Raw genomic sequence first — 16,966 nt, 5'->3', positions numbered from 1 at the left:
GACCGGGCTCCTCAATTGATGCTCAACCAGCGTGAAAGAGGCTTCATGCAGTGAGTCATCGGCATTGGTGTAATGGCGTTATTATTAAGTTCACCTTCGTAAATACGTTCAATAGCGTTGATAGATGCAGTCGTCGTTAAGTGCTGGCTAGCATGTAGGTAAGCGTTTTCCGCCAGCTTGTTTCTTAATGCCGCGTCTTGCATGACTTGTTGAATCGCGTTTAACAGGCTCGCCATTCCACTGTTCTGGTACAGCAATGCAGAGTGATTATGCTCGAACAACTCAGGAATGCCTCCCGTTTTAGGAGCCACGATAGGCAGTTGAGCTAAAGCCGCTTCCCCGAGCACGAGACCAAAGGCCTCTTCATAGGCGCCGCTAATAAAAGCGTCTGCATTACCACACATCCACTCTCCGGCATTGTGTTGCTCCCCGACAAAGTGCACTCGCTCTTGGATACCAAGATCCGCGGCAAGCTGTTGCAATGCTTCTCTTTCTTCGCCGTCACCAACAATAACAAGGTGAGGGTTGTGGTGGTGGTAGTTGTGCATGCGCATTGCGCGAATAAGGCGGTCGAACCCTTTGCGCTTAATCAGCGAACCCACCGACAGAAAGGTAAAGGCCTGTGATGGGATTCCGAGTCGATCTTTAATGTCGATGGGTGTATCCACGCCTTGAAGTGACACGCCGTTGTGTACGACATGAAGTTGGTTTTGCGGGTAGCCGTCCTGAAGAATTTCGCGTCCAACATCTTTGCTAACGCAAATCAATTTTGGAGAGAGGTGAAGTCCGAGAGAGAAGCGATCGCGCAATGTATAATGGCAATGAAGTTGCGTGACAAGTGGTATATGATTCATGCGAGCAGCCAAACACATCCATTGACAAGGGCCGCCGCTATTGACGTGTACCAAGTCGATGCTGTGCTTTTCGATCAAAGCTGAGCCTTGTTTGATAAGGCTATTCCACCCGCTAATATCCCAGCGTGGAGCGCTCCAACCACCCACCAAATTGAAGGATGAATGTTCCGCTTCAATTCCGAGCGATTGGCACTTATCGATTAATGGTTGGCAGTTGGACCATACGAATGGCTCAAACTTATCGCGGTCGATTCCTGAAATGAGATCCAGAAGCACCACTTCACTGCCGCGAATCCAATTATCACCATAATGAACATATAGAATGCGTTTTGGCGTAGTCATAAGTCACCTCTGTCTCATCATTAATCTGCGTTAACTGCTGAGCTGCAATAGAGATGCCAAAATATGCCATTAGTTTATGTGATTGAATCTTATATGATATTTATGTTTGGAACTCATCATTCTCATATTGAGAACCAATATGGATTAGTGATCCGTTTCAATTTGATATTTTTGTAGCAATACGGGAATCACACTTTGCGCTGAGAAATCATCAATGATGGTTTGTCGAGCATTCTGGCGAATGAGTGATTGTTGCGCTTCACCAATCGACATCCAGTCATGAAGACATTTAGCAAGAGAGGGAATGTCTTCGACGATAAAACCATTTTTACCCGTTTGGATAATATCTGGAAGACGACCTACACGTAAGCTCATCACGGCAATGCCTCTCGACATGGCTTCAAGCGCCGCCATAGGAAGACCCTCATAACGAGAAGAAATGATAAGTACACTGATATTTTCCCAAACACCTTCCATATCGGTTTGATGGCCGAAGAAAGTCACATTTGAAGGGGCAGTTTGATTAAGCGACTCTTTTTCCGGGCCATCACCGTACACACTAAACTGTAATGTTGGACAGAGCCTCGCTACCTCAATAAATTGATCGGCGCCTTTTTCCTGACTCAATCGGCCGACAAAAGCGATCTCCTGATAGTTGAGTTGACTGTTGGGAATCGAAACAAAGTTATTCAGCAGTTCTGAAGAACAAAAAACTTTGCGCTGAATACTTGGACTGACAGCAAAGCAATGGTCAGATAGGCTGCCTGAGCTTCTATCAAGCCAATCGTATAGCCATAGTTTCCCTGAGGACGATTCACCAGCATGATAAGTTGAAATCAAACGAGGAAACGTACGGGTGAACAGTTTGGCGCAGCGCGACAAAATCGACGCTTTATAACCATGGGAGTGAACCACTGAGGGTTGGTGATTGGCGACGGCGCTTGTTAGGTGTTTAATTTTTAAAGCTTTATTGGGCTCGCCAGACAAATAGTTTAAGTAACTCACAGGGATCGCGGCTTCTTTTGCCTTCTGTACAATCTGAGCGGCTGGCGAATACTCAGTGGTTAGCACAACTCGAGCTTTGTTTCCAAAGGCGATTAATCCCCGAGCTAGCTCGATAACGTGACTTTCAATGCCGCCGAATAGACGGCTATCAAGCAAGATCCAAATTTCACCAATGGCAGGTTTATCAAGATTGTTCGAGATTAATTTCATCCGCTTCCCACGCTTGTTTTTTTCGGTAAACCGTAGATGGGCTTAACTCCAGCATGACAGCGGCGTTGAGGACGTTGCCATCACAGTACGCAATTGCGTTCTGAATTGCTTCACGCTCTACTTGCCACATAGGGCGAATGGTTCCATCAGAGTTAAAGTACGGTGAGGTAGCAGCAGAGGACGGTGTACCAGGCAGCTCCGCTGCGGTAATCGACGGTTCGACCGCAGAAGGTGAAGGTTCCTCAGTATAAACAGGTGGTGGTGTGATTGGTGCAATGTTTACTGACTCTTGAGCAACATGCGCAGGTGTCGTTGTTTTCGTCACTTTAGACTTTTTAGTGAGTTGAGCGGGTAGGTGGCTCACCGTGACTTTTTCGTCGTTATTAAGCACCACAATGTTACGTATGATGTTTTGTAGTTGCCTTACATTACCCGGCCATTCGTAATGCTTGATGATATGTTGAGCTTCACTGTCGATTGTTGAGAATTTCTTTTTGTCCTGTTTGGCGTAAGTGGTCAAGAAGTGTCTGGCAAGCGTGACAATGTCACTTCCCCGTTCACGTAATGGGGGCATATCGATAGGTATAACGTGCACACGGTAGTATAAGTCTTCACGAAAACGACCTTCTTCTACTTCTGTTAATGGATCTCGGTTGGTGGCACAAATGATTCTCACATCCACTTTCATTTCTCGAGTGCCACCAAGAGGAGTGTAAGTGCCCGTTTGTAGAAAGCGGAGCAACTTCTTTTGCATCTCAAGTTCCATTTCACATAGCTCATCAAGAAAAAGCGTACCACCATGTGCCAGCGTCGCCGCACCTTTTCGATCTGTTGTTGCTCCAGTAAAGGCCCCTTTAACGTGACCAAAAATCTCACTTTCCATCAAATCTCGTGGAATAGCCCCACAGTTAATTGCAATAAAAGGCTTGTCTTTACGGTCGCTCTGGCGGTGGACGGCTTCAGCACAAACTTCTTTACCTGTGCCGCTTTCTCCCACAATAAACACACTGGCAGAAGTTGGCGCAACAGCATCAATGGTCTTGTATACCGCCTGCATCGGGAGACTTGAACCGATGAATCCGTGATAGTTGTGGCGATCAAACTTGGACTGAATATTTTCCACCAAATCTTCCAATTTGGCGCGTTTAAGGTGCAATGCAACTGACGTTTTTAGGCGATCAGCGTTTATGGGCTTTTCTAAGAAATCTTCCGCACCTTTTTGAATTAGATTAACGGCTAAGTCGACGCTGCCGTGTGCCGTAGCAATAATAACGGACGTAGGAATGTCATTCTGGTTGATCCAATCCAGCACGTCTTCGCCAGACATGTCGGGCAGTTTCAAATCGAGAATGATGAGCTGAGGTTTGCTTCTTTCAATAAATTGAATCGCTTCGCGACCTGTCTCGACATGAAAAATGTCATAAGGTTCGTCTTTCACATACTGCTTATAAAGTATGGCTAGTGAAGTAGAGTCCTCTACCAGTAACACCCTTGGTCTCATAGTCCCATCCCAACGTAGTTTGTTTCATTTTTTATGATTTTTGTCAGCACTACTATTTGGCGTTATGAGTGGTTTATTGCTCTCTAGTGCTGAAAATTCTCAATTTGAGAAAAGCGTTATTTAAGTATTAGCACAAGGTAGGAAATTTGCGAAAAATCCATACTTTTTAATTGATTAAGTTATGCCCAAATAACTTCAAGGTGTGTGGCTTGGCGAGGGTGACTGAATTTGGAGCCTAAATTTCTGAGATGATGTCGGCATCGCGCTTTATCAAACGCGATGCTTCGCTAGGGAGTAAGACACTGATACTACTCAAACCCTTGAGCTTTTCGCTTTTCTAACGCATCAAACGATTCATTGGCGAGTTGAGGAAGTGTTTCACAAAGCTCCAATGCTTTTGGTATTTTTCCTTCGACACAGTACTTCTCAATCATTCTTGCTTGTCTTGAAAGCGTTCGATTGCCTAGAGCGAGAGCAGAACTGCCCAGTGTGTGAACCTCGAACTCTAATGTTTGAAGGTCTTTTGTGCTTAATGCTTGCTCTATTTTCTCCATGCGATCGCGTGACTCTTCGACATAGTGATCAATCAAGGTAGGGATGATTTCGGCGCACGTATCTTTGATCATTTGCTGAAGAATATGCTCATCCACTAATTCTTGCTCGATAGTCAATGTGTTATTTATCGTCATAATAGCGCTCCCTATAAAATAAACAGTTCGCTTTTTTTAATTTGCTGAGACAGTTTTTCTTTCCACTTTTTTGGTAAGAAACGCAGCTTGGAAACTTGGCGGATTAACTCATCTTTCAGGCTTGGTGTATGCTTCATGTTCAAGACAGAACCAATCAAGTTCGCATCGCTAGCATCGAGTAGCTTTTTGGCTTGCTCGAGCTGGGTTGCAGTCGTAGAACCATAATGCGCTACTAACAAAGTAGCATCACATACGCCGGCAATCACTTGAGGAGCAATATTGCTTCGGTTGACACTAAGAAGTGGTGATGTATCTATCACGACGCGCTCGTACTGCGTTAACCATTGTGCAATGTTTCGTTTCAGCGTTGTTGGGTCTCGGTACGCTAACTGAGTGCTGGCGAGAGACGGAGCAGGGAGGCCGACTAAAGTTTGATGTGTATTCTCTCGTGTGATCAAATGGCCAACCTTCTCGTCATCATCAAATTCGTGAACAGTGTGATAAGCGGGTTTGAATAAGTTAAGGTCTACATACAAAGTATTGTGCCCTGCTAAAACCAAGCGCTCTGCAAGAGATGACGCCACGGAAGTGACACCATCTTCAGATTTACAACCCACAACACAAATCGTTTTGTGGCCTTTCTGTTCGCTCTGAAGATAAATTTGCTCAATCTCAGCGTGAGTTGCAGGAATAGTCATTACAACGCTCCTATTAACACGATGGTTGTGGTGATTTGTAAAATATCTCTTAATCCGGCCCTCGCTTTTTCAACAAAGCTTTCGTCTTTATGGGGAATGTAAATCGTGTCGCCTGCGCGAATAACTGGCAGCTCATAAATGTTGGCTGTTTTACTAAAGTTAACCAAATCAAATGTTCGGGCTTGGCCTTGGCAGCAAGACATATTGACCACACTGATCTTTTCAAGGTAGGCATTGTCAGTTGGTCCTCCTGCTTCCGCTAACAGATCAAGCACAGTCATGTTGTCATTGAATACGTACCGCCCTGGGTCTCTTACTTCACCTAATACGCGTACCGTGGACTCTTTTGAACGATCTAACCAGTTTTTGTTTTTTTCTGGAATGTAAATGGTATCACCAGGACGAACGTGGGGCAGAATTGACTCATCGCCTGTTTCAAAGTACATCGATAAATTCAATTTACTCACTTTGGCATAACCTAGGCCTCGGTGTGTGACACGGATGTTGTGAATATCTGCATCCATTGTCGGTCCATCGGCGGCAGACAAAATATCCAGAAAATGCATATCTTCAGTGAAACGATAGCGCCCAGGTGCATTGATTTGCCCGAAAACGTATATCGATGCGTCAGAGCTTTGGCTTACCCATTGCGATTTATTATCGGATGGGTCGTCAGGCAATGCATGTACCCTTACGACTGTACCAGCGGAAACTTGAGGTAGGCTTGATGTTGGTGAGCCATCCAGAATGTATTGGTCTAAGTCAAATTGTGTCATTTGACCGTTATTGGCGACTTCAATTTTGGTGGTATCAGCTCGTCGAGTTGGGCCTCCAACGTGTGCAAGCAGATCAATCAAATCCATTTCGTCTGACCACTCGATGCGTCCAGGGCGAACAACTTCTCCCATCACTGCGACCGCTCGACTAGGTGCTACTTTTAACCAAGACTTCTCATTGAAATCGGTTTTCTCCGGCACGAAAATCGCGTCTCCCGGTCCAACATTTGGTGGTCTGGCTGAAGATAGTCCTTCTGTATGCGCGGTAAGATCGAATTTGATGACTTTGCCATCGGCTTTTATAACGCGAATTTGGCGAGATTCTGCGTAGCGAGTGGGCCCGCCAGCGTTGGCGAGGATATCCATGAAGCTAGCGCCTTGCTTGCCTTCGTATGCCCCAGGATGGGCGACTTCACCCATCACGTAAACCACATTTGCACCTGCTTTGATTTCTTCTTCCTGTTTTGGGACAAAGATGGTGGCACCTGGCAGGATCTCCGGCAGTAGGCTTTGGTCTCCAGTATCAAGGTACTTTTTCAGGTTAAACATGGTTGGGTTATTGTTTGTTATCACGCGAATTTGCTCAACACTGGCATATCGTGTCACGCCGCCAGCTCGCATTACGACATCAACTAGCGTGGTGTTTGGTTTGTATGAGAACGAGCCAGGTGCGTTGACTTCACCAAAGACTTTGATTGCACGAGCGGAATCTGCGCTGTCACCTGAATTCGCGAGTTTTGCTGCATCAAACTCTTGCTCAATATTCCCAACGAGTGGGGAAGCGGGGACAAATAAGACATCCAGTGATTCTAGTTTTGGCAGCTGGCTATTGTCACCCGTATCAAGGAAGCGTTTGTAGTCAAATTCAATGTTTTTATTTCCACGTTTCACGATCATTTTATCAAGCTGAGCCCCTGCGCGCAGGCCGCCAGCCTCGTACACAAACATTTGAATGTTGGACCCAGAAGGTAAGGTATATTCACCGGGTTTGACCACGTAGCCTTGAACGGACACTAACAACTGTTGCTGTTTAATAAAAACTCGAGCGTTGTTAACGTCACGATACACGGTCTTTAGCCTGTCGATAATCACGTCTTGGAGTTGTTGTTCATTGTAGCCGGCCACTAATACAGGGCCGACTTCTGGTAAATTAATTCGTCCACGACGATCAACCTGAAACCCTTGGTTTAACGACGCCTCTCCGGGTAAGTTAATCTGTATTAAATCACCGACCTTAACAGTATTGCTCTCATCCGCTATGGAAGATGGTACCCACGCGACCAGACACAACAACATTAAGAGGATAAATGGTTTCATCGTGTTCATAGCGCGCCTCCTGCCGTTGGGTTGCGGTTTATTGAGGTATCGCTATCTGAATTAGGGCTAATAACCTCGATGCTTACTCGACGATTAGTTAAACGCACGGCAGATGTTTCACCTTCATAGAGTGGCAGGTTATCTCCGACAGATTTGGTAGTGACTCTCACTGAAGTGATACCAAATACGGTTAGGTAACGCTTTACTTGTTCCGCACGCGCTTGAGCAAGTTTCTGGTTGTAATCGGGTGTTCCAGTTGCATCCGCATGCCCCGTTACTACAAGGGATAGGTTGGGGTGGTCACGTAAAATGTAGGCTGCTTCTGCCAAATGTCCCATGTACTTCGGGTTGATTTCTGCTGAATCGACAGCAAACTGGTTGTCGATATTAAGTAGTGCATAGATATCCGCGACTATGTTTAGGTCGCTACGTAGTGCTTCAATATCATCGGGCGGTGTGCAAGTGGTTTGGCTCAGTACGTAGTCGAGTTGTTGTTCGAGCTGGTTTAAGCGTCGACGCTGAATCACAAGGTCGTTGGCAGCGTCGAGTAAAAGCCCACCTTCTAACTCGCGCGCAATTCTATTTTGTTTTTCAAGGGCCTGAACAACTGCCGCAGGAAAACACCAGCGCGCGCCCTCTTGGATTAGTGCGTCTAGATGTAACTTGGTCAGTTGCCAATCAAACCTTAACCCATGTTCTGGACCTAAAGGCTCGTCAGGCATCACTGGGGAAAACTGATAATTCTCGATCGAGATATCTTGATAGCTTTCCGCCAAGCCACCTTTTCCGTGTTCTGGGTAGTCAAACGACGAACAACCAAACATGCCGACAACAAGACCGCTTAATGCATATCGTCGTATAAGATTTACCATGCCAACCTCCGTTTAAACCGGTATTTTTAGTGTCCTTTTGAGTTAACGGGAATGGCATGGTTGATACGAAGCAAGCTCATGATTTCTAAAGGTTGGCCTGATACGTTTTCAATACTCATGCTTCTTTCACGTTCAACTAGACGCTTATATAAGTAAACAATGGCACCAATCCCTGAAGAATCAAGAAATTGGACGTGCTGTAGGTTAATTTCGACTTCTTTGTGATGATTGTTGTGAATTACCTCATCAATGTGATGTTGTGCTTGTCGACAGCCGCTTGCATCTAAGTCACCAAAAAACTCAATGGCTAACTTGTCTTGATTGATTTCTAGTTTGCGTAATTCCATGACTCTGTCTCCGTTTGTTTTTCTAATTGGATATAGAGCAGGTAACGTGCCAACTTGAAATTAATTAAAAATCAAATAGTTAAATATTGTTAATGATATTGTTCAATTTGAGAAAGGACTGATTCTCAAATTGAGAATCAAAAACGCACAGAGAAATGGTTTGCTTATAAGAGGTGTTGAACCTAAAAAGTCATTAGAGCGGGGGATCTCGTCATGATTAGATTCCAACTCGATTGACGAACCATCCGCCTTAAGTGAATAACGTGTAACGACTAAATGCAAAACCTGTCTAAAGTTTATGATTATCTTTGCAAATTATTACTAATGTTGATTGTTATGAGTCGAAGAACAACTAGTAATAAATAGGTCATCGAGAGGACTTACGTTTCAATAAAGGCGATTTTTTGTACAAGGTCTTCTTATGCCATTAAAAATGACATTAATTGCGCTGGCTGTTATGGCAGCGTCTTCACAGCCTCAAGCGGATACTTCTCTCGCACCACCAGTTTCTCTTGCACAAAGCTATCAGGATGGCATTGATGTGTCTGAATATTGGTATAGCGAAAAACTTGATGGTGTTCGCGCTTATTGGACTGGGCAACATCTCGTGACGAGAAATGGTAATCGAATCTACGCCCCAGATTGGTTTACAGGACCTTTGCCTGATTATCCGTTGGATGGTGAACTTTGGGCTGGGGGAGGTAACTTTCATCTTGTTCAGCAAACGGTATTAGATAAAACTCCTGTTGAGTCTGCTTGGCGACATATCGACTTTATGATCTTTGATATGCCATATTCCGCTGGTGATTATCGGAAGCGTTATTACAACATCAAAGATTTAGTGCTTGAAGTCGACCAGCCTCATATCAAATATGTCGAGCACCGAGCCATTCAAAATGAAGCTCATCTGTTTACACAGTTGGATAAAATTTCAATATCCGACGGTGAAGGGGTGATGTTGCGGAAGGTATCAAGCCGCTATCAGGCTGGACGCGGTAGTGATTTGCTTAAACTAAAACGATACGCAGATGATGAAGCGTTAGTTGTGGGTTATAAGCCAGGAACAGGGCGCTTATTAGGTATGATGGGAGCAATGTTAGTTCGCTTACCAAATGGCATTGAGTTTTACATCGGTAGCGGATTTACCGATGAAGTGCGTCGCCAGCCTCCGAAAATTGGTTCAACCATTACATTTAGATATAACGGTTTTACACATACTGGTAAACCACGTTTTGCTCGATTCTTGCGTGAAAGGTTGAAGGAATAGAACGCTCTGCACTTACTAGTTGCCAACGGTTACGCCACATCGTTTGAAGAGACCCTGCCAAAACTGAACGTGGTTTAGGGTTTCTTGCCTAAATGTCCTATGTGCCTCAATGATGCCATACTGGTGACCATGGAGTTGCATACGGTTCTCCACCAAAGTGGCACCATCATTAAGTTGTTGATAGGTACTGTCTAAATAAGCCAAATAAGGTTGCACTTCTTCAACGTAAATGGATTGAAAGACATTTCTTAAGTAGCGGAACTGAGTGGTGTCTCTGTTCGGCCCGCACAATACATTGCTCTGGTTCTGCTCAAGTAGCTGAGTTGTCGCTTTTAACCAAAGGGATGTATTTACCATTGAATAGTAAAGTCGTCCGAGTAAACGAGATTTCTCTAACTCTTCTTGATATTGCGTAACTTCCACATCGGGTAGACGTGAGACCGCGCGGTGGGGTAAATCATACATTTCGCTGAAAATACGATAGACATCGTTAATGCGTGCAATATCATTCGTCGTGTCTTGAGATAGCCAATCAGAGGCAGTTAGTTGCTTTTGCATGGCATCACTTACGAGTAGTAAGTTGTCGAGATGAATGTCTAAATGTTGCCACTTGGTTGCGTAAAGCTCTGTCAATGTCGCGCGTTCTTCATCGCTAAGTGGAAATTCGGATAAACATCGATGCATGACTCTTAAAAGGGCAGTTTGATAATCAAAATCATGAAAGGCATCCTGCACCTTTCCAAGTTGTGAGTTTTTCTCGGCAAGTAAATTAAAGAGTCCGCACTGTCGTAATTGATAGCTCTCTAGCAGGCCAATAGATAGCCTTGGCAATGGCTCGAACAAAACGCGTTTCGCAGGAATCGTTACCGTAGACTGTAATGTTATTGGAATAGCAGGAGCTTCCAATACATTGGCTACACGTTGATGATACTTATCAAACATGGCGTTCTCTGGATTAAACCAGTTATCACAACCATTAAGAATCAAGATTAAGAACAATAAAATAGACCGCACAAATATCCTTTTTTATAACTTCGTATCCGTTGTCTAGAGAGCAAAATCAACCGCTTCGTAATCTTGTTATAAGTATACTCAACCGTGTGATTATTCGATCAAAAAAGCCAGCGGATGCTGGCTTTTTTTACTTTTTATTGAACTGAAAAGTTCAATTGCACTTCTGGCTCTTGGCGATGCATCCAACGCATTCTGACGCCTAACATAAAGGCCGCAGAAGATAGGCCGATGATAAAACCAAGCCAGAAGCCTTGTGCTCCCATTGGCTCAACAATCCAGTCTGTACGGCCAAGGACGTAACCAATTGGCAGCCCAAGAATCCAATAAGCAATAAAAGTACGGTTGAAGATGGCTCGCATGTCTTTATAGCCGCGTAATGCACCAGCTGCGATCACTTGAACCGCATCCGTACATTGATAAACAGCGGCAAACACGAGCAGGTGCATCGCTAGAGTGATTACCTCTGGGTTGCTAGTATAAAGCTCGGCGATCCACTCACGAGACAAGACGGTTAAAATCGCTGTGAGAACGGACAATGCTAGACCAACCATAATGCCGACTCGTGACGCTACGCGCGCGCCATCTACGTTTTCTTCACCAAGTCGATGGCCGACACGAATGCTTACTGCTGCACCAATACTCATTGGTAGCATAAATACCAACGAGGAGAAGTTAATCGCGACTTGATGCGCTGCCACAATGATAGGACCCAGTGGTGAAACGAGCAGTGCAACAACAGCAAACAATGTCACTTCAAAAAACAGCGCTGCTGCAACAGGAAAGCCGAGCTTGAATAGACGAACTTGCGCTTTCCATTGTGGGCGATGCCATTCTCCAAATAGGTTGATGCTTTTCAATCGCTCTGATGTCATCACATACAGCAATAGCATGGCAAACATGACCCAGTAAACAATCGTGGTTGCTACACCACAGCCAACACCGCCTAATTCAGGTGCACCAAACTTGCCGTACACGAAAATCCAGTTTAGAGGAATGTTGAGCAGCAAACCGATAAAGCCAATAACCATTGCCGGTTTCGTCAATGACATACCATCCGTAAAGCTTCTAAGCGTTTGGAAAAGTAAAAAAGCGGGTACTGCTAATATAACGGCATGAATGTATCCCACCGTTTTTTCAGCCATCAGTGCTTCAACATCCATCAGCCCGAGAATAAACTGGGTTTGAAGCAGGACTGCAATTATCGGCACACTGATCAGCAATGCCAAAACGACGCCTTGCTGAATTTCAAACGGGATTTTCACTCGACGACCAGAGCCATTTAACTGTGCGACAACAGGGACCAATGCCATTAATAAACCCACCCCAAACAAAATAGATGGTAGCCAAATACTTGAAGCGACAGAAACCGCAGCCATGTCGGTGGCGCTAACGCCGCCAGCCATTACGGTATCAACAAACCCCATACCAGTTTGAGCGACAGATGCGATCAATACCGGGGTCGCCAATTTGATAAGACTTGATGCTTCTTCTTTATAGCGATGCACGAAAAATACTCCAGAGCGGAACAATAAGTTGAAAGAATGAGAGTACTCGAGGGCAAAAGATGTGGTGAACGGATCTGATGGTTGATTTTAGTCACGATAAGGTGAAAAAATGCCTCGGAGAAACTCCGCGCAAATGATAAACAATTGTATGTTTATATTCCATAGCTAGGTAGCGAATAGTCGATAACACTGACTGGACGCTCTCCACGCTAAGGATACGCTTTTACTGAGAACAGCAGCGAATCATGGTAATGTTGAAGCATGCATGAGAACAAACCAGTGTTCATTAAGCCGTTGCTTTATCGTCTGCGGTCTTTATTTCCGGCCTGTAGCGCAGTGTTTAAGGCTTAGTCTTCAACTACAGTTGGTATGAAATCAATAGGTAAAAAGAAATGTTTACAGGAATAGTTCAGGGTACGGCGAAGGTCGTTAAAATTGATAAAAAAGAACGCTTTCAAACGCACGTTGTCGAGTTAAGCGATGAACTTTGTAAAGGGTTAGAAATTGGTGCATCCGTTGCACACAACGGATGTTGTCTAACTGTGACTAAGATCGAAGGCAACCTTATCAGTTTTGATTTAATGCAAGCGACATTGGCTCTTACTAATTTAGGTCGGCTGGTGGAAGGGGATAGCGTAAACATTGAGCGCGCGGCTAAGTTTGGTGACGAAATAGGCGGGCATAGCATGTCTGGTCATATTAGTTTGACGGCAGATATTGTCGATATCATCGATACGCCCAATAACCGCACGATTTGGTTCCAACTGCCGCAAGAATCAATGAAATATGTATTAGCGAAAGGTTACATTGGTTTAGATGGCTGCTCGCTAACTATTGGTGAAGTTGAAGCGTGTCGTTTTTCGGTACACCTAATTCCAGAAACCTTGCAGCGAACGCTTTTCGGAGTGAGACAAGTAGGGGAGCGTGTTAATATTGAGTTTGATCCTCAGACTCAAGCAATTGTTGATACTGTTGAGCGCGTTCTTGCAGCAAAACAGCTTTAGAATGAGAAAAAGGAGCCTAGTGCTCCTTTTTCATTTAAGCGTTTTTATATTTCTGATGTTCACATGCTCGAGCTGCTATTCGTAATTGTCATCGATAAATAGTTCGACCTTATCTTGTAACTCATCCACTCGCATATTTAGGTGGATAGCGTGGCAACAAGCTGGGCAATCATCATAAAACTCTTGGTCACCATTACTTGCATCCAGTGTAATGCCGATAGAGTGTCCGCAATGCGGGCACTTTACATACCTTTCGGTATAATTTTTCATACAACAACTCCTAATCTCGCAGGGCTTTTAAACACACTATTCATCAAGGAAGTACAGCCCTTTACTTACTTTGCCTACAAGGAAAATAGGCACAATCCAAAGTTAAGTCTCCTTTGATATTAGGCAGAGTTGTTGCTAATTGAGTCGAAATAAGTACAAAACTTGACCCCAAACTCAACCTTGAGCTTAGGGTGATTTTCTGTAGTGATGTGCCTCGAGATTTTACATCTTGAAATATGCAGTGGCTTCCAAATTAATAAGAAATGATTTTATTAATAATCAGTTGAGCCTGTTCCAAGTAATGGCCGCCAAACAAATTACAATGGTTGAGAACATGGTAAAGGTTATAGATATCTTTACGTTCCTCATAGCTTGAAGAAAGTGGCATAACCGATTCGTAGCCTTGATAAAATTCTGGTTGAAATCCACCAAAAAGCTCTGTCATCGCAATATCACACTCCCTGTCCCCCCAATAGCACGCAGGATCGTAACAGATAGGACCGAATGCAGTGAGTGCCGCATTTCCATTCCATAAATCGCCATGCAACAAAGAAGGTTCCGGAGCATGGTTTGCTAGCCGCTGTTTTACGACGTCGATAAAGTCATCGATATCAACCAAGGTGACGCCTTTTTCTTTAAGGAGCTGTAATTGCCAACCTATGCGTTGCTCAGCAAAGAATACACACCATTTCTTGTGCCATTTGTTGGGCTGTAGAGTCGAACCGAGATAGTTGTCGGTATCAAAACCAAACTCTTTTTGCTCGCCCCACTGGTGTAGGTGAGCTAATTGCTGCCCAAATTTAAAGCTGTTGAGACCATCTTCTAATGGTTTCGTTGGAAGGTAGTTAAGAATTAGGAATGAGGCATTTTTGGTTTTACCAACCAATACCACCTCAGGTACAAATAGGGTGGATGTTTCACGCAAAAGATGCAGGCTTTCAGCTTCTACCTCAAATTTCGACAAAAACTCGCGATCGTTAATTTTCACAAAATAACGTTGCTCGCCATCATTGATCATGTAGCTTTCACTGATATCCCCACCAGACAGCCTTACTTTTTCCGTGATCTGGTAATCGAACAATAAAGTATCAGAAAGCTGTTGCGATATTGCTTGCCACATACAAAACCTCGCGAATCTATTTGACCACCAATAGTTTAGGATAAATAGCAGGGAGTTGGCGCTATGTTGAGCATACTTAGTAAAGAAACCTTCCTCTTAGTGTAGTCAATTTGTATAAATGTGAATCAAATCGCTTATAAGCCTCTGATTTGTTGGCTTAGCATATGGAGATGAACGTTTACAACAGGTATTATGATTTTTTTGACGTTAGTTCCATTGGTGGCATGAAAATACTGATATGTGATGACTCAGCTGTTGCAAGAAAGCTTATTGCGCGTTCTATCGTACAAGATACATCATTGCATCTTATTGAAGCGCAAGATGGTTATGAGGCGCTTAATATTCTTGCTGAGCAAAATATCGATATTTTGTTTCTCGATTTAACGATGCCCATAATGGATGGTTTTGAGGTCCTCGAATCATTACCTGTTAGTCAGTACCCGACCAAAATCGTCATTATTTCTGGAGATGTTCAACAAGAGGCAAAACAGCGCTGTCTCGATCTTGGTGCTCAAGCTTTTATCGCTAAGCCTCTGACAGAAGAGCAGGTGCTCCCACTATACGAACAATTAGGGCTGCATTATGCGTTCAAACCTAGTCATTCGGTTGATTCTAAAAACCAGGGTTGCGAAGAGCTTTCCTTACTAGCCAAATTCCGTGAAATTGCGAACATTGCCCTTGGTAAAGGGGCTGCGATTATGGCCGACCATTTACATGAGTTCATCCAACTTCCTGTTCCTCATGTTGGACCTTTGTCCTACGGCGAGCTTCATATGACACTGGTTGATGTGGTTGGGCGTGACAGTTCCGTTGCGGTAGCGCAGAGGTTTGTCGGTGGTGGTATTCACGGAGAGGCACTGGTGTGTTTACGTGGTAGGGATATCAATCAGATTGGGGAAAAATTAGGTTACCTCCTTGAGTTTACGCCTCATAATGAAATCATCTTGAATATCTCTAACCTACTGGTTTCGTCATTTCTCACATCGTTGGGCGATCAACTCGACAAGCAGTTCTCACTTCGTCAGCCAGGCATTGTGGATACCTTAACACCTTATTGTGAAGAGCAAGGCGAGTTGGGTGAGCTCTTTACTATCGAATACACCTACATGGCAGAAGCGCTCGATTTCGAGTGCGAGGTACTGTTTTTAATTGATAAGCCATCCGTAGAAATTATCTATGAAATCATGGAGCTAATCTAATGTCCGATATCACGCTGGACATAGCAGACTTTCATTGGGTCACACAAATTCTCGATACGATGGATTCAGGGCTTATTGTTTTGGATCAAGAGTATAAAGTGTGTGTGTGGAACAGTTTTATGCAGTCATACAGTGGCGTTCTATCACAAGAAATTCTTGGTGAATGTTTATTTGAGCATTTTGAAGAGCTGCCAAGAACTTGGCTAGAAACCAAGATAAAAGCTGCCGCCGATCTGGAAACTCGTTCTTTTTCTAGCTGGGAAAACCGACCGTACCTTTTTAAGTTCAACAATTTTTCTCCGGTTTCAAACAGCAGTGATTTTATGTATCAAGATATCGTGATCACGCCGTTAATTGGGCTTTCAGGAGAGGTCAGCCACATAGCGATTCAAGTCAATGATGTTTCTGAAACTGCGAGAAATCGCATTCATTTGAAAGAAACAAATCAACATTTGTCGGAAATCAGTCGCAAAGATGGTTTAACAGGTTTATTTAATCGCGCTTATTGGGAGCAATCATTGAAAGATGAGTTTGCTCACTTAAAAGTTATCGACGGACCATGCTCATTAGTAATATTCGATATCGACCACTTTAAGAAGGTGAATGATACTTATGGTCACCCGACAGGGGACGAAGTCATTCGTCGAACCTCTGCCTTGTTGAGAAAAACAGCAAGGAGCAGTGACATCTGCGGTCGTTTTGGTGGTGAAGAGTTTACCGTACTACTTCCTCACACAAACCAGGAGCAAGCTTGCTATTTCGCAGAGCGTTTGCGCAAAAGAATTGAGCAAGAGATCGTGAAAGTGGAAGATTTTTTGATTAATTACACTATAAGTATTGGTGTTTGCGAGTATAAGCCTTATTTTGAAACTCACACTCAATGGTTAAAGAGTGCCGATGCTGCGCTGTATCGTGCAAAAGAAAATGGTCGTAACCAAACCTGTTTGCATGAAAATGGCTGAAATATAAAAAGGTT

The 16,966-nt window shown here is 44.0% G+C and carries 16 protein-coding genes; 4 read left to right on the top strand and 12 right to left on the bottom strand.

Annotation, left to right across the window (positions count from 1 at the left end; translation table 11 throughout):
* Positions 1 to 11 precede the first annotated feature (11 nt).
* From R7O13_RS08655 to R7O13_RS08620, 8 genes are all read right to left on the bottom strand, one after another.
* Positions 12 to 1,196: a glycosyltransferase gene (locus R7O13_RS08655; protein ID WP_318303584.1), complete on the bottom strand. Its 1,185-nt coding sequence runs from the start codon at positions 1,194 to 1,196 to the stop codon at positions 12 to 14.
* Between the two features lie 144 nt (positions 1,197 to 1,340).
* Positions 1,341 to 2,411: a glycosyltransferase family 4 protein gene (locus tag R7O13_RS08650; protein WP_318303582.1), complete on the bottom strand. Its 1,071-nt coding sequence runs from the start codon at positions 2,409 to 2,411 to the stop codon at positions 1,341 to 1,343.
* Positions 2,386 to 3,912, bottom strand: coding sequence for a sigma-54 dependent transcriptional regulator (locus tag R7O13_RS08645; RefSeq protein WP_318303581.1), 1,527 nt, complete (start codon positions 3,910 to 3,912; stop codon positions 2,386 to 2,388). Before R7O13_RS08645 ends, R7O13_RS08650 begins: the two co-directional genes overlap by 26 nt.
* Before the next feature lie 308 nt (positions 3,913 to 4,220).
* Positions 4,221 to 4,601 carry an Hpt domain-containing protein gene (locus tag R7O13_RS08640; RefSeq protein ID WP_005377636.1) on the bottom strand — a complete coding sequence of 127 codons (381 nt, stop codon included), beginning with the start codon at positions 4,599 to 4,601 and terminating at the stop codon, positions 4,221 to 4,223.
* Between the two features lie 11 nt (positions 4,602 to 4,612).
* Entirely contained in the window at positions 4,613 to 5,299 is a 687-nt protein-coding gene (locus R7O13_RS08635; RefSeq protein WP_318303579.1) for an AAA family ATPase, read from the bottom strand.
* Positions 5,299 to 7,401 carry an SLBB domain-containing protein gene (locus R7O13_RS08630; protein WP_017820662.1) on the bottom strand — a complete coding sequence of 701 codons (2,103 nt, stop codon included), beginning with the start codon at positions 7,399 to 7,401 and terminating at the stop codon, positions 5,299 to 5,301. The genes R7O13_RS08635 and R7O13_RS08630 overlap by 1 nt, the downstream gene beginning before the upstream one ends.
* Positions 7,398 to 8,264 carry an OmpA family protein gene (locus R7O13_RS08625; protein WP_318303577.1) on the bottom strand — a complete coding sequence of 289 codons (867 nt, stop codon included), beginning with the start codon at positions 8,262 to 8,264 and terminating at the stop codon, positions 7,398 to 7,400. The genes R7O13_RS08630 and R7O13_RS08625 overlap by 4 nt, the downstream gene beginning before the upstream one ends.
* 26 nt (positions 8,265 to 8,290) lie before the next feature.
* A complete protein-coding gene (locus R7O13_RS08620; RefSeq protein WP_017634929.1) occupies positions 8,291 to 8,611 on the bottom strand; it encodes an STAS domain-containing protein in 321 nt (106 codons plus the stop codon).
* Positions 8,612 to 9,032: 421 nt separating this feature from the next.
* On the opposite strand from R7O13_RS08620, the gene R7O13_RS08615 reads away from it, so the two are divergent.
* Complete coding sequence (locus R7O13_RS08615; protein WP_318303575.1) at positions 9,033 to 9,878, top strand: DNA ligase; 846 nt, start codon at positions 9,033 to 9,035, stop codon at positions 9,876 to 9,878.
* Positions 9,879 to 9,893: 15 nt separating this feature from the next.
* Here R7O13_RS08615 and R7O13_RS08610 read toward each other — a convergent pair whose 3' ends face one another.
* Both R7O13_RS08610 and R7O13_RS08605 read right to left on the bottom strand, forming a co-directional pair.
* Positions 9,894 to 10,892 carry a DUF3080 domain-containing protein gene (locus R7O13_RS08610; protein ID WP_318303573.1) on the bottom strand — a complete coding sequence of 333 codons (999 nt, stop codon included), beginning with the start codon at positions 10,890 to 10,892 and terminating at the stop codon, positions 9,894 to 9,896.
* Between the two features lie 134 nt (positions 10,893 to 11,026).
* Positions 11,027 to 12,397, bottom strand: coding sequence for an MATE family efflux transporter (locus R7O13_RS08605; RefSeq protein ID WP_005377626.1), 1,371 nt, complete (start codon positions 12,395 to 12,397; stop codon positions 11,027 to 11,029).
* Between the two features lie 392 nt (positions 12,398 to 12,789).
* Between R7O13_RS08605 and R7O13_RS08600 the strand changes: the two genes are divergently transcribed.
* Positions 12,790 to 13,401: a riboflavin synthase gene (locus tag R7O13_RS08600; protein ID WP_005377625.1), complete on the top strand. Its 612-nt coding sequence runs from the start codon at positions 12,790 to 12,792 to the stop codon at positions 13,399 to 13,401.
* 75 nt (positions 13,402 to 13,476) lie between these two features.
* Here R7O13_RS08600 and R7O13_RS08595 read toward each other — a convergent pair whose 3' ends face one another.
* Entirely contained in the window at positions 13,477 to 13,671 is a 195-nt protein-coding gene (locus R7O13_RS08595) for a CPXCG motif-containing cysteine-rich protein (protein WP_017634925.1), read from the bottom strand.
* A 253-nt stretch (positions 13,672 to 13,924) separates the two neighbouring features.
* Positions 13,925 to 14,791 carry a fructosamine kinase family protein gene (locus tag R7O13_RS08590; RefSeq protein WP_318303572.1) on the bottom strand — a complete coding sequence of 289 codons (867 nt, stop codon included), beginning with the start codon at positions 14,789 to 14,791 and terminating at the stop codon, positions 13,925 to 13,927.
* 224 nt (positions 14,792 to 15,015) lie between these two features.
* On the opposite strand from R7O13_RS08590, the gene R7O13_RS08585 reads away from it, so the two are divergent.
* Together R7O13_RS08585 and R7O13_RS08580 are read left to right on the top strand one after the other, a co-directional pair.
* On the top strand, positions 15,016 to 15,990 hold the full coding sequence (locus tag R7O13_RS08585) for a response regulator (protein ID WP_021033872.1): 975 nt from the start codon (positions 15,016 to 15,018) through the stop codon (positions 15,988 to 15,990).
* On the top strand, positions 15,990 to 16,952 hold the full coding sequence (locus R7O13_RS08580) for a GGDEF domain-containing protein (protein WP_017634922.1): 963 nt from the start codon (positions 15,990 to 15,992) through the stop codon (positions 16,950 to 16,952). The genes R7O13_RS08585 and R7O13_RS08580 overlap by 1 nt, the downstream gene beginning before the upstream one ends.
* The last annotated feature ends 14 nt before the right edge of the window (positions 16,953 to 16,966 follow it).

The sequence above is a fragment of the Vibrio sp. Y176 genome (genome assembly GCF_033438945.1).
This window is presented reverse-complemented; position numbering and strand designations above follow the sequence as displayed.